This is a genomic window from Candidatus Poribacteria bacterium (genome assembly GCA_021162805.1).
Classification (GTDB): Bacteria; Poribacteria; WGA-4E; order B28-G17; family B28-G17; genus JAGGXZ01.
Map to the genome: position 1 here is coordinate 1 of JAGGXZ010000028.1, position 14170 is coordinate 14170.

Sequence of the window (14170 nt, forward strand, 5' to 3'; positions counted from 1 at the left end):
CACGGCGGCTAACAAGGTGTTTGCGGCTGCGGGCCTTCGGCCCTTCACCCAAATTACTCGCTAGCAACTTCGTAAACGCCTGGAACGTTAGGCGAAATGCCAAGCCCAACAGGAAATGTGAGGTGAAAGAGGATGGCTACCCGGACAACATTAGAACAGTTGGAACAACAAATAACTCGGCTGCCGATGCGTGATCAACTTAAGCTGATAGCTCGCATCTCCGAGCGTCTAAGTATTATGCCGCTGGATATAGAAAAACCAGGTGCGAGAGATGCCGATGAACTTTTGGCATTGTGCGATGCGGCAGCGGATATGTGGGAAGGCGAGTTTGATGCGACTCAAGAGATTCGCCAAATGCGTCAAGAGCGGGATGAGCAAATATGGCCGAGCAAGTCATAGATGCAAGCGCGGCCATCAAATGGGTGTCAAGGGCGAGCCATTCCGTGACAAAGAGCGGCAATTGCTCCGTAAGGTGGTATTGTGAATGTAAAAGCTTCTCGTGAAACTATTTTTGATCAAATAGCTAAGGATTATGAAGAGGTTCGTCCAGGTTACCCTGAGGAATTAATACCTGAAGACGGAAGAATTCTTGAAATTGGATGCGGTGCAGGACAGGCTACAATCCCTTTCGCGAGGCGAGGCTATTACATGATTTGTCTGGATATTGGGAAAAAGATGGCTGCTTTGGCTGCAAAAAAATGCCAAGAATACCCGAGGGTGCATGTCTATCCAATATCATTTGAAGAATGGGAGCCCGAGATGAATTCGTTTGACCTCGTCATCTCAGCAACTGCATTTCACTGGATCTCCCCAGAGATCGGTTATCCTAAAGCAGTGCAAGTATTGAAAGATACTGGATATATCGCTATTTTCTCGAATCTTCACCCGACTCCGTACACGGGCTTTTTTCAGGCAGTGCAAAGTGTGTATCAAAGTGTTGTGCCTGAATGGGAGGACCCCAGCAAGGGACCATCAACCGAAGATAAGATTAAATCTACGGAGAACTACATTAACAAAACTGGTCTGTTTGAAAAAGTTCTTGTTAAGCGATACCATTGGACAAAGGAATATACAGCAGATCAGTATATTAAGCTCCTTAACACATACTCTAATCACCGATGTTTAGACCAAGAAAGAAGAGAGACTATTTACTGCCATTAGGGCTTTGATTGAAGATAAATATGGAGGAAGAATAATAAGACCATATCTCACCGTCCTGTATATTGCTAAGAAGTTGAGTCCAAAAAGCTATGAGAAATACTGCAGATAACACAGCATATACGGCTCACTTCATTCATCCAAATTTCGGTTACGCCGAAACTTCGTATATGCTGGGAACGTTATCGGAAGTTGCTTAAAGCTAGACATACAAAATAAATAGCGAGGTTAAAATATGGAAGTGAAGGAATTAATTTTAAAGGAAATTGAAAGGATCCCTGAGCATTATCTCACAGAGATATTGGATTTTATACGCTTTCTAGAAACAAAAGCGCTGGAAGAAAGGATGGGGACTGCAATCATGAGCGAAACATCCCTTAAGAAAGATTGGCTAAAACCCGAGGAGGATGAAGCTTGGCAAGATTTGTAAAGGGGGATGTGGTGGTTGTACCCTTTCCATTTTCGGATTTAACCCATGCCAAGAGACGACCTGCTTTAGTTGTGGCTGAATTAGAAGGAGACGACCTGATTCTTTGCCAGATAACCAGTCAGCGGATTAAAGATAAATACGCAGTTCCAATTGAGGGCAATGACTTTGAAACAGGAGGACTCAAGCAGAGAAGTAATGTGCGACCAAATCGTATATTTACAGCGGACCGTCACATAATCTTATATCGGGTTGGTCATCTCAAACCTGATAAGACTAACGAGGTGATCGAGAGAATAGTAGATATTTTACGACAATGAATTACGCAACAGGAATCAAGATAAGCTCATTGAAACTAAAACGGGGGAATAACGATGGGTGGTTTTGATGAGTATGACCGGTATGATGGCCTCGGCTTAGCTGAGCTAGTGCGGAAGAAGGAGGTGAAACCGATCGAGTTGGTAGAGGAAGCGATCCGCCGCATCGAGATGCTGAATCCCAAGCTCAACGCCGTTATCGAGAAGATGTATGATCATGCGCGACAGACGGCTGAGGGAGATCTGCCCGATGGCCCCTTTAAGGGTGTTCCATTTCTGTTGAAGGATTCCCTGAGCACCTTTTTCGCCGGTGCGCCAACGCGAGCCGGCAGCCGATTCCTCCACAACTTCGTCCCCGATCATGACTGTGAGCTGGTGCGACGGTTTAAAGCTGCCGGTCTTATCACTCTCGGCAAGACCAATGTGCCCGAGTTCACCCTGTTACCGGTGACGGAACCGGAGTTGTTCGGGCCCACCAGAAACCCGTGGGATTTGGGGCGCACCTCCGGTGGCTCCAGCGGAGGAGCTGCCGCCGCTGTCGCCGCTCGCATCGTTCCCATCGCTCATGGCAACGATGGCGGCGGTTCAATCCGTATACCGGCCTCCTGCTGCGGCATATTCGGGCTTAAACCTACCCGAGGCCGTAATCCCATGGGACCCGATTACGGCGAGATCTGGCACGGGTTGGTCTGCGATCACGTGCTGACGCGCTCCGTGCGGGACAGCGCTGCCATGCTCGATGCGATTTCCGGGCCGGATGCCGGGGCTCCCTACTACGCTCCGCCGCCATCGCGTCCTTTCCTCGATGAGGTGAACACGGACCTCGGTAGGTTACGCATCGCTTTTACACCTAAACCGTTCTTAGGCGATGTCGTTCATGAAGATTGTCTTAAAGGTCTGGAGGCGACCGTTCAGTTATGTAAGGAGCTTGGCCATGAGATGGTCGAGGCAGCTCCGGAGGTTGACGGCAAGGCATTTGCCAGAGCGTTCGTGACGATGTTGACCGGCGAGCTCCGGGCGGATATCGAGGAGTTCGAGACACTACTTGGCCGCAAGGCGAGGCCGGGGGATTTCGAGGCCGGCACCTGGGTGCTTGTGCTTCTCGGTCGTGAGATCACCGCTGCAGACCTCTCCAAGGCCATCCGTGTGCTCCAACGTAGCGCTCGACAGATCGGAAGGTTTTTCGAGGAGTACGATGTGTTGCTGACACCGACGTTGGCCTCTCCACCTCTGACGCATGGCGCCTTGCAGCCGACCTCCGTAGAGAGATTCATGATGAAAGCTCTGGGCAAAATCAAGGCGGGAAGCCTGCTTAGCGCCCTTGGCGGGGTAGATACGATAGCGGAAAAGGCCTTTGAGTTCATCCCATACACTCCGCTGTTCAATGCCACGGGCCAGCCGGCTATGTCGGTCCCGCTGTATTGGAACGAGGAGGGACTGCCTATCGGTATGCACTTCGTAGGCCGTTATGGTAATGAGGCAACGCTGTTTCGGTTGGCAGGTCAACTGGAGCGGGCGAAACCGTGGTTTGATCGAAAACCATCCCTTTGTGAGAAGGTGGGATGATTTCAAGGAGGTGCCTAGATGCAGGTATCTGAACTTACCCGTCAACGCCAACGCCGGGCCGAGGCTATAGCGGAGGCCGGCGGATTCGAAGAGGCGTTGAGCTCCGGCGCACTTCCCCGACGCATTGATACGACGCTCTCCGAGGCGGTTATACTCGGTCTGCTGCGTCAGGGAGTGCGTACCTTTCTCTGTGTGCTGGGACATGGATCGACGGAGATCGGGGAGGTTTTGCGCATTTACGAGGGGGCGGGATTGTTACGCACCTGCAACGTACGACACGAGATCGAAGCATCTCACGCCGCCACGGCCTTACGCTGGGTTACCGGCGAGAAGGCGGCGGTGGTGACCTCGATCGGGCCGGGCGCGCTACATGCATTGGCCGGCTCTCTCGTCCCCGCCAGCGACGGCATCGGAGTCTGGTATCTTTTCCCCGACGAGACGACACAGGACGAGGGCCCGAATATGCAGCAGATCCCCAGCATGGAGCAACATCCCTTCCTGCATATGTGTTCCGCTATGGGACGGGCATACTGCCTCCACACCCCGGAGGCGGTGGGAATAGCTCTGCGCCGCGGGCTCAATACGGTGGATCATCCACATCGGGCTGGCCCCTTCTACCTGCTTCTGCCGATGAACACCCAGCCCAGTCCTCTGAAAAACTTCAACCTGGATGAGTTACCTGTAGGCGTTCCACCCCCTCTGGGAGCGGCGGATGAAGGCGCCTACGCACGAGCGGCCGAGGTATTGTTAGACGCCGAGCGCGTGGTCGTTAAGGTCGGAGGAGGCGCCCGTAAGGCAGGACCTGAACTGCTGGAGTTCCTCGAATTGGTGGACGGCGTGGCTGTTCTTAGCCCTTTGGTCTCGGGCGTGATACCTTATTCTCATCCCCGCAACATGACGATCGGCGGCACCAAAGGCTCCATCTGCGGCAACTACGCCATGGAACAGGCCGATCTGCTCGTCGCCATCGGCACGCGCTTCGTCTGCCAGTCAGATTGCTCCCGTACGGGATATCCACGGGTGAAACAGGTGGTGAACATCAACACCGATGTCGAGGCGGCGATGCACTACAACCGCACGATAGCCTTGATCGGTGATGCGGCGGCGACGTTACGCAGGCTGAATGAGGAGCTCCGTCGACGGAGAGGAACCGACACATCAGGTGAGTCACCCTGGCTGAAGGCCTGCAGCGAACAGCGCCGACGATGGGAGGAGCATAAGGCGGAGCGGTACCGCAACCCCTGCCTCTACGATGAGAGATGGGGTGAGAAGGTGTTGACTCAGCCGGCGGCCATCAAGATCGCCACCGATTGGGCACGGGCCAACGATGTGGTCACCTTCTTCGACGCCGGCGACGTGCAGGCCAACGGGATGCAGATCGTCGAAGACGACCGGCTCGGCCGCACTTTCAACGAGTCGGGCGCCAGCTACATGGGTTTCGCCGTCTCGGCACTGCTGGCGACCGGGCTGGCCTCGAAACCCTTCTACGGGCTGGCGATCACGGGTGATGGCTCCTTCACGATGAACCCGCAGATCCTGATCGACGGCGTGCAGCACGGGGCGCGGGGATGCATCCTGTTGTTGGATAACCGGAGGATGGGGGCGATCACGGCGTTGCAGGAGGCACAATACGGCGTCGAGCACGCCACAAAGGATGACGTTGCGGTGGACTATATAGGCTGGGCGCGCTCGATTCGCGGCGTGGCGGCGTTTGATGGAGGACGATCGCCCGAAACGCTGGAGGCGGCCCTGAATCAGGCCAAGGCATATGAAGGACTCTCCCTGGTTTACGTGCCTGTGTACTACGGACCTCATCCTCTAGGTGGGTTAGGTGCTTTTGGGCGGTGGAATGTGGGCAATTGGGTCGAGGAGACCCAGACCCTAAGACATGAGATAGGTCTTTGAACCGAGGACGACAACCACACAGGAGGGAATCATGCCTGAAGGAACAACGCCGAGCGGCATAGATCGTAATCTGCCCTCTTATGGGGATACCGACTTCAGCCGGTATTTGCGACGGGCTTTTCTCGCCTCGGCGGGTTTCGACGAGACCGATCTGGATCGGCCTATAATCGGAATCGCCGATACCTCCTCAGACTACAATACCTGCCATCGGGAGATGCCCTCCCTAGTTGCCGCCGTTAAACGCGGTGTGCTGGAGGCGGGGGGATTGCCCTTCGCCTTTCCCACCGCCTCGCTACATGAGATCCTGTTTTCCCCCACGACGATGCTCTATCGCAATCTGGTGGCGATGGAGACGGAGGAGCTGATCCGCGCTCAGCCGATGGATGCCGTCGTGCTGCTCAGCGGCTGCGACAAAACAGTGCCCGCGCAGTTGATGGCGGCGGCGTCGGTGAACCTCCCGGCGATCTCGCTCGTAACGGGGCCGATGATGACCGGTTTCTGGCGGGGTGAAAGGCTGGGAGCATGTACCGACTGTCGCCGTTCCTGGGCAGAATACCGAGCGGGACGTCTCAGCGAACGGGAGATCAACGAGATACGCCAGGCCCTATGTCCCACGGCGGGAACCTGCATGGACATGGGCTCGGCCTCCTCGATAGCGTGTGTAACTGAGGCTATGGGATTGATGCTGCCTGGCGGTGCCACAGCGCCGTCGGTTTCGTCCGATCGCCTCCGCATCGCCGTCGCCACCGGCCGAGAGGCGGTCAAATTGGCCCTCCGAGGCGGACCACGCCCCCGCGATGTCCTCACGCGCTCCTCCTTCCTCAACGGCCTCACCGTGCTCATCGCGCTGGGGGGATCGACCAACACGATCATACATCTGATCGCTATCGCACGACGGGCGGGGATACGCCTTACCCTTGACGATGTGGAGGAGGTAGCGCAGAGGGTGCCGCTGTTGGTGGATTGCAAACCCGCCGGATCGGGTTACCTCGAAGATATGCACTGGGCGGGAGGGGTGCCAGCGCTGCTCAAAGCCCTGGAATCGCTGTTGGACCTCTCAGCGCTGACCATCACCGGACGGACGTTAGGTGAGCTTCTAGCTGAGGTTCCGCCTCCAGGGGAGTGGCAGACGACGATCCGCACGCTCGACAACCCGTTGGGCCCTCCGGGCTCCCTGGCGATTCTGCGTGGTACCTTAGCGCCTGAGGGAGCGGTGATCAAGGTGGCGGCTGCTACCCCATCGCTATTGCATCATCGAGGACCGGCCGTGGTGTTTGAATCCCCCCAAGATGCTGCCGATAGGATCGACGATCCCTCTCTTCGCATCACCCCTGACCATGTTATAGTGCTCCGTAACGCCGGACCGGTGGGAGCGGGTATGCCGGAGGCCGGTTCCCTGCCGATCCCGCGATATCTGGCGGAGGCAGGGGTGCGCGATATGGTGAGGGTCACGGACGCCCGAATGAGCGGCACCGCTTATGGGACGGTGGTCTTACACTGCTCGCCCGAAGCGGCGGTGGGAGGGCCGCTGGCGCTGGTGCGGGACGGAGATAAGATCGAACTGAACGTGCCGGAACGCCGTCTCGATCTGCTCGTGGACGAGAGGGAACTGGCCCGGAGGCGAGAGCAATTCACTCCTCCGCCGCTGCCCGAGCGGGGCTGGCGTCGACTATACGCTGAACACGTCCTCCAGGCTCACTTGGGAGCAGACCTGGATTTCCTCTCTCCGGAACCCTCTTAAGGGGTTTCTAGGGCCACGGGACATCATCTAAAAGAGCCGCTCTTATTTCCCTTGAGCGTAGCAGTTATCCATGATGAGGAACGAGGAGAAGGGAAATCCGTTGCACGTTTAACGTTGTAACGTTTTCCGCTCCTTGTTCCTTTTCATCCTGAGAAATAAGCATTTCTGACCTCTCAGATCTTTGCTACACTCGGCGATAATATGAGCGAAAAGAGTAACGTCTAACACCGGCGCGGATCGAAAATACGACTCGGCTAGAGCCTCATGTTCAGCGATATCCTATTGCTGTTTCCAAGCTCAGAGGAGAGAAAGGCGTAATCCACCGAAAAGGCCGCACCGGAGACGAAACCTATCTTCAATCCCGCCCCCGCTGTGATATCGTTTCTCCGTTCAACCCCGCTCCTCTCTTGAATCCCGAACCTCAGTGAAAGCGTATCGGCCAGCGTCCATTCGAAACCCACCCTCTTCTCGAAATTGTAGATGGACATCACGTCCATGGAGAGGATCAATTTGCTTTTAAGCTTCCTCAGCTCCCTAGAGTATGCCATCCCCAGTCTGAAATTCCGATCTATGACATCCACATGGGATCTGGTCTCAGGCAGCTGAGGAGTGGTGTTCCAAAACAACTTCGTTCGCGTGAAATCCTGAACCACGGCGCCGAAGCTGAACCTGCCTCTCCTGTAGATCAATCCCAGATCTCCACCCGCTCCGACGGCATTAAACCCCCATATCGTGCTCACGTAGATCAACTTCACGTTCAGTCCCACGTCGATCCCCTTCCACGTTCTGAAGGCATAGGAGATTGAGAAGAGGTTATTCGACGTGCTGAAGGTCCTCTCGACATACGGCCTGTTGAAGAGACTCGCCGGCATATAGGGGTGAGGGGCCTGAGTATACATTATGTCATCCACACCCACTCTCAGCCAGCAGAGGCCGAAATTCCCCCAGCCCTTCACCGGGGAGGCAAGAGCGATAAAATCATAACTGTCAAGGCCATAAAGGGTGGAATGCATGAGTCCGATCTCAACCCTCTTCATCCCAGAGAGTCCCGCCGGATTCCAATAGACGGCAGTTGCATCGTCCGAGATGGCGACGAAACTCCCCCCCATTCCCAGCGCCCTCCCTCCTACGCCGAGATATGTGAAATCGCCAGCGTAGGCCGATTCCCCTTCATCGGAGGCCCAGGCTTGAAGGAGGGATATAAGCAGAAGCACCATGATGAAGATCGATCTCATCCTTTCACCTCAGCCTCATCAGCTTTATCACCTTTGTGAACCTCTTCCCACCTTTTTCAGCCGTCACCTTGCAATAGTAAACCCCGTTAGCTACCTCTCTTCCGTCCCGATCTCTCCCTCTCCATCTGACCTGAACGAATCCAATGGGGCTACCCCACATCCTCCTCTCCCATATCAGTCTTCCTGAAAGCGTGTAGATCTTGAAGGTGATCCGATCCACCTGGGATGAAAGCACACAGGTTATCTCGGTCTCGTCCGAGAAGGGATTGGGATAGTTCATCACGTCGGAGAGGCTGGCGTTCTTACTTACGACGAACTCGACCCTCTTCTCGGCGGGATGGCCGTCCAGATCGGCACATTTGACCGTCAGTTCATACTTGGCCGGATCAAGTTTCGGGGTATAGTTAACCGTGATGACCCCACTTTGAGACGGATTGATAAGCACCTCTTCCTTTTTGACATCGATCTTCTCTATGAGGTTCCTCACCAGATTCAGCTTGATGCTTTCAGGATCGACGCCTCCATTATCCCTGATCGATATGGCGAAGTTGGGATTTCCGGGAACGAAATCCCCGTCGGTGAACCCCTGACCGCTGACCGCTATCGATATCTCCGGAGGGGTTGTATCATGACTTCGCATGATGGCATATGTTCCAGGCCTATCTATCTCCGCTTCCATCACCCCCACTTTCCCCACAACTATCCTGATCGTATCACCTCTCCTGAAGGGAACGGAACCGGAGTCAACCATTAACGAAAGGCCGACCTCGCCCGGACTGAACTCCTCACCTATTCGACCGACGATCGGCTCGCCGTCTCCGGATCGGATCAGCCCCTTTTGAGCGCCCACGATCACGAATCTCTCATCGTCCAGAAAGATCAAAACCCATGCGTCGTCAGGGGCATTCGAGTTGACTGATAGGATCCTCGCCACGCCGTTTCCGTAATTCTGGGTCTTCACTCCGCTCAGCCTCATCTCGCCCGAACCGGATCGGGAGGTTGAAAAGGATATGGAGTCCCCCGCTCTGAAGGGCGATTTCGGATCATCCTGAACCCTCAAGTGCAGTCCAGCGCTCTGGAAATATCCCGTGCTTGTCCCCATATCCTCGATCCTCTCACCCAGTTTTATCAATCTCATGTTCCCTGGTTTAAATATCAACACCCAATCCGCCTCCTGCGCGTTGTTCTCCGCCCATGATCTATCGTTATCCAGCCCGCCCGCGCCCTCGTTTTCGGACGAGACGAGCGTGACGGCGGATTTGAGCTTCACCTCACCTGAGACATCCAACTTCACCTTTGAATCAACCTTCCTCCACCCGCTCACCTCCTCCAGCCAGAGATAGATCGACGAAGCCTGCAACAGCTCCTTAATGGTCTGCCGTAAGAGCGCTTCGGAGTAATTCATCCCCATCTTCCCGGCGATCTGCCGTTTGAGCTCCTCGAAGTCGAAGGAGATCCGAAGGTTCAGATGTGAGCTAAACCGTTTCTCCTCACAGAAGATCTCCATGGTTTTCTTCCCGCCGCTGAGAGGGAGTCTTTCCAATCCCACCTGACCTTCGCCCGGTGTGGAATCACTCAGCTTGACGGTCAACGGTTTTCCGCCCGTTGCTCCACCGGGAAGGGATATGGAGAATCTGGATCGAGGATCGCTCAACGTTCCCCGCCCTTGAGGGGCTTTAAACGTGTCGGACCCCAGTATGATTCCCCCCACATTGTTCCCCTCATCCGACTCTTCGATCCTACCGTTGGGATCTATCCAGACGAAGAGGAACCTTTCGCCCGGCAGAAGCTCCGTTTTAAAGGAGACCTTAGCCATCCAGTTGAGGTTGAGGGGGTCCTTTGTAAAGGCTTTCATCTGAGCCGATGGGTTCAAATCCCGTTTAATCCAATCCGTTCGCTCTATCCTCACCCTCCCGATCTCTTTGGCCCTTGGGTCCGGCTTTCCATCTCGATCTTGATCCGGATTTCCCTCGAATAGGGCCACCTCGATCCCCTGATCCGGCTTCTCCCTCCCATCCCACTGTATCTCGACGGTGGGCCTCATCCCATCCAGATATATCAACGGCAAACTTGTGGCCGCGGGTGTGATGATCGACAGATCGGGAGGTGAGGGGATCTCGATGCTGTATCTGTCTGAGGTAGAAGAACCTTCTGAGCTTATCGCCTGTATCTCATACGTTATGCGCTCCCCGGGGGGCGGTGAATCTATCTCGGCCGAGAAGAGGTGATCCCCCTCTTTAACCATTTCCTCGCTCTGGAATGAGTCCATCTGAGGGAATTTCCAATTCAGCAGGACCTTTCCGAGGGAGGAAGGACCGTAAACAGAGCAGGTGAAGCGGATCTTATCGCCCTTAATCTGGGCTGAGATATCCCTTATACTCGGCAGTCCGATCTTTATCTTCGCGCCGCCCACCGCCAAGCGATCTGCGGAGGAGGCATAGAGGTCCAGAATCGCCTCTCCGGGCTTGATCGATCTGGGAAGTCTCACATTGAATCTCGGATACCGGCCGCCTGAAACGTTAACTTCAGATGAGGCTATCACCTCCCCTTTCATCCTCACCCTTGCGACCAACTTTCCGGAAAACGAGGAGGGATTATCCTCCGAATCGCCGGTGATCTCCCCCGGCATGATCACGATCACATCGCCCGGGTTAAACGAATACCGCTCCAGGCGAGGCTCTATCCGGTAATCGGGGAGGGCGAGTTTGGTAGCTGGATCGCCGAAAAGGGTGTACTGCATCATCACCTCAAGCTCTCCTAAACCGTTCCTGAGCAACAGTTCCACCTTCGAGTCGAAGGCGATCCGACCTATGCGTCTCTTGCCGAATTTGAAGATCTCATCGAGCGTTATCTTGCTGAGTGAATCGTTGGCCGAACCGTATGTCTGTCTGGTGGCGCTGAACATTCCGATTATCCCGGCATCCGGTTTCCTCAGAAGGAGCTCGGCCATGCTATCCTGTCCTATCCCATCGAAATATCCGTTATAACAGCTATAGACTAACATGAAAGGTATCTTGTCGTTGGGTGCCAGCATGTCGACTCCAAATCGGTCGAAGATGATCTCATGGGCCCAGACGAATCTGCCCGCGTGTCCAGCGTACTGGGCCAGAACCGCCCCTCTGTCAAAGGCGTTCACTATCATCTCCTTTGCCACATCGCCGATGAAATTGCTCTTATACTTTTCGGGGTGTGATTCCAGATCTTCCCTGATATCATCGAGGAAGAGCTTGACATTCTCATATCCAGGGGGGATATGGTATCGGTCGATCTCCACCATGCTCTGTTTGAAGATGAAGTCGCCGGAGTTCGTGGTGGCGTCATCGGCGATGGAGATGATCCTTCTGCGCCACTCGCCGTTCGGCCTGTTCCTCTCATATCTTATGATCTTATCCACCCCGTCCTCAGCCTGTTCGACGGTCTCAACCGGTATCCTGCTAAGGTAAACATCGGGCAGGGCATCGGATCCGCTCAGCGTCGCAAACCAATGATCGGTCGACGTCTCGCCGTACTGGGTCCAGATGAAGTACGTCGGTATATATCCCGAAAGCTCAGGAGGTTTCGGATACAGCTTCTTCGTCACCCCATGGAAATCCACGGTGGCGTCGGCCAGGATCAAAACATACGTCAGTTTCGGCGGAGCCCAGTTCTCGTAAGCATATCTGAGAAAATCCTTTATCGCCTTGGGATGGACGATCCCATAGTTGAACTGGTCGTAGATATCGGTCACATCCACCACCTTCACCCTGAAACCGCCGCCCTGGGCCGTGCTCCTCCAATCGGCCAATCTTCTCGCCGCCTCCATGAAGAGAGGATGGGTTATGATTATGTAATCGGCCGAGTTAGATGTCGATAGTAGATCCTCCTCCTCTCTCATCTGCACCAGGGCGGGCTTTAAAGCCCCCCTTGATGAGACGGCGTAAAACCTGGTGGGGATCGTGTATTTGAGCTGAAACTTCACCGTATAGGCGTAATCGGGCGCCCTCTTTAACCCCTCCACATCCAGTATCCTTTTGAACCTCTCCCTCTCGTTTTCATCCAGTTTGACCCTTTCGACGGCGGGATTGGTGATCATGGTCAACAACCTTGTCCCGTCATGTATGAACAGATCGACATCATCGGCCAGAAAATCCTCTATCGAATATTCGAGCAGATCCCCCTTGTCGACCTCCCTCTCCTCAGGGGAGCTGAAATCTAAGGCGTCATGCACCGCCTTATAAAGACGCATATACTCGACGTCGAAGCTGTTGATGTATACATGGTAAGGGTATATTATCGTGTTTTTCTCCCCTGTGGTATCGATCTTGATACAGGATATCACGTTATCGCCCTTTGAAGCATCGATCAGACTGTTCGCCGGGAGGGTCCTTGAAAGGGTAACGATCTCCTGTTTCGGAAATCGTGCCCGATCTATCCTGATCCCGTTAACCTGTACGAGGATATCATGCTCGGTAGGCGTTCCACCTTGGAGGGTTATGGCGATCTTCGGACGTGAGAAGCTTTTGGCGACGTCGAAAAGCTTAAAATGAAGCCTTACCTCGTTCTTATTCTCACCGTTCTTTATCCCCGTCCAGAACCAGTGATCTAATTTATCGAACCATTCGAAGGGGTTATCGGGAGACACCTCCTCAGGAGGGATCTGATTCAGGACGTTATGGACGTGGTCCTCTTCGAAATGGATTTTCGATCTGAAAGAGGTCACATACGTGGCTACGGGGTTTATCGGCTCGCCATCGATGGCCGATACCCTTATCCCCCTTCCCGTTCCGAACTCCAGCCAGTAGATGTTGTATCTCGTGTAGATGTAGTTCGGATTGACGCCGAGAAACTCGATATAATCGTCCGGGTCAAAACGACCATCCGATTCTCCCCTAACGTATATCGGCAGCTCCTCCCCTTTACAGGTGAGCCTGAACGTCCTCGGATCAACGCCCGATAGGTCTATGCCCCATTCCTCCTTGAACTCCCTCCCGGTGATTCTATAGACGCCCGTTTTCTCGACGTAGATCTTAATCCTCTTCCCGGGCCCGAACGAAGGGGCCGGAGAAGGTTTCCGCGATGAGGCTCTCCTCCACAGTCTTGCCCTGCCGTAGTTGAGCAGGTTCTCCTTGAGAAGGGATTCAAACTGACGGGGTTCCGAGACATAGGAGGTGTGAAGCGGAGGGGCAGCGTAGGGTCGGGTGAAACTCGCCCTGACCGTCATGCGTGTGTATACCAAGAGAGAACCCGTTATCCGGTCATATCGAACCGGATGTAGCTCCAGGATGGCGATCCTCTGAGATCGGATGTAGCCGTCAGTTACGATTTTAACTTCCCTCTCCGGAAAGATCCGGGGCAGATCCTTCAATCTATCAAGTTTCTCCCTTAAGGTTGAAGGTGCCCGTCTCCGCTCCTCCGATCGATCTAAGATCGAAACGGCTAGATTCGCCCCGGGTGGCACTCCGATCATAACCCTTGTCATGGGGAACTTCAACCCGTCGGGCTTTGAGATGAATCCGCATCCATCATATTCAGGTATCCCTTCGTTCGTGAACTGGAGAGTATGGATATCGAGTTCAAAGATGATCCCATCGTCGTTTGAGCTAAGGATTTCGGTCTCACCAGAGGCGGCAGAGGTGAGAACGGAGAAGAGCAGGACGGCGGAGATCCATCTCGCCACGCCTTTTTTACCTCCCGAAGGTTGTATTCGCAAATAGATATTACCACCCGTCCCCGATATTGTCAAGTGATGGCCGGTATACGATAGGGGATCTGGTATCCCAGGAATTCATCTCTTTCTGCCTCAAGTATCTCCTCTATCAGAACTCCTGTCATCTGCCTGATG

9 protein-coding genes are annotated in these 14170 nt (G+C 54.4%); 7 read left to right on the forward strand and 2 right to left on the reverse strand.

Annotated elements, in window-relative coordinates:
• Positions 1-132: 132 nt before the first annotated feature.
• From J7M22_02040 to J7M22_02070, 7 genes are all read left to right on the forward strand, one after another.
• A complete protein-coding gene (locus J7M22_02040; GenBank protein MCD6505383.1) occupies positions 133-399 on the forward strand; it encodes a hypothetical protein in 267 nt (88 codons plus the stop codon).
• A gap of 81 nt (positions 400-480) precedes the next feature.
• Positions 481-1161: a class I SAM-dependent methyltransferase gene (locus J7M22_02045; protein MCD6505384.1), complete on the forward strand. Its 681-nt coding sequence runs from the start codon at positions 481-483 to the stop codon at positions 1159-1161.
• 232 nt (positions 1162-1393) lie between these two features.
• Positions 1394-1588, forward strand: coding sequence for a DUF2281 domain-containing protein (locus J7M22_02050; GenBank protein ID MCD6505385.1), 195 nt, complete (start codon positions 1394-1396; stop codon positions 1586-1588).
• Entirely contained in the window at positions 1573-1905 is a 333-nt protein-coding gene (locus tag J7M22_02055; GenBank protein ID MCD6505386.1) for a type II toxin-antitoxin system PemK/MazF family toxin, read from the forward strand. The genes J7M22_02050 and J7M22_02055 overlap by 16 nt, the downstream gene beginning before the upstream one ends.
• 54 nt (positions 1906-1959) lie before the next feature.
• Entirely contained in the window at positions 1960-3468 is a 1509-nt protein-coding gene (locus J7M22_02060) for an amidase (GenBank protein MCD6505387.1), read from the forward strand.
• 18 nt (positions 3469-3486) lie between these two features.
• A complete protein-coding gene (locus J7M22_02065; protein ID MCD6505388.1) occupies positions 3487-5373 on the forward strand; it encodes a thiamine pyrophosphate-binding protein in 1887 nt (628 codons plus the stop codon).
• A gap of 31 nt (positions 5374-5404) precedes the next feature.
• On the forward strand, positions 5405-7114 hold the full coding sequence (locus J7M22_02070) for a dihydroxy-acid dehydratase (GenBank protein MCD6505389.1): 1710 nt from the start codon (positions 5405-5407) through the stop codon (positions 7112-7114).
• 254 nt (positions 7115-7368) lie between these two features.
• On the opposite strand, the gene J7M22_02075 is transcribed toward J7M22_02070, so the two are convergent.
• Together J7M22_02075 and J7M22_02080 are read right to left on the reverse strand one after the other, a co-directional pair.
• Positions 7369-8349: a PorV/PorQ family protein gene (locus tag J7M22_02075; GenBank protein MCD6505390.1), complete on the reverse strand. Its 981-nt coding sequence runs from the start codon at positions 8347-8349 to the stop codon at positions 7369-7371.
• Between the two features lie 4 nt (positions 8350-8353).
• Positions 8354-14005: a T9SS type A sorting domain-containing protein gene (locus J7M22_02080; GenBank protein ID MCD6505391.1), complete on the reverse strand. Its 5652-nt coding sequence runs from the start codon at positions 14003-14005 to the stop codon at positions 8354-8356.
• Positions 14006-14170: the final 165 nt, after the last annotated feature.

Bases quoted from the DNA above. Each gene is read 5' to 3' on its own strand.
- J7M22_02065 (MCD6505388.1), top strand. From the start codon at position 3,487: ATGCAGGTATCTGAACTTACCCGTCAACGCCAACGCCGGGCCGAGGCT.
- J7M22_02070 (MCD6505389.1), top strand. From the start codon at position 5,405: ATGCCTGAAGGAACAACGCCGAGCGGCATAGATCGTAATCTGCCCTCT.
- J7M22_02060 (MCD6505387.1), top strand. From the start codon at position 1,960: ATGGGTGGTTTTGATGAGTATGACCGGTATGATGGCCTCGGCTTAGCT.
- J7M22_02050 (MCD6505385.1), top strand. From the start codon at position 1,394: ATGGAAGTGAAGGAATTAATTTTAAAGGAAATTGAAAGGATCCCTGAG.
- J7M22_02040 (MCD6505383.1), top strand. From the start codon at position 133: ATGGCTACCCGGACAACATTAGAACAGTTGGAACAACAAATAACTCGG.
- J7M22_02075 (MCD6505390.1), bottom strand. From the start codon at position 8,349: ATGAGATCGATCTTCATCATGGTGCTTCTGCTTATATCCCTCCTTCAA.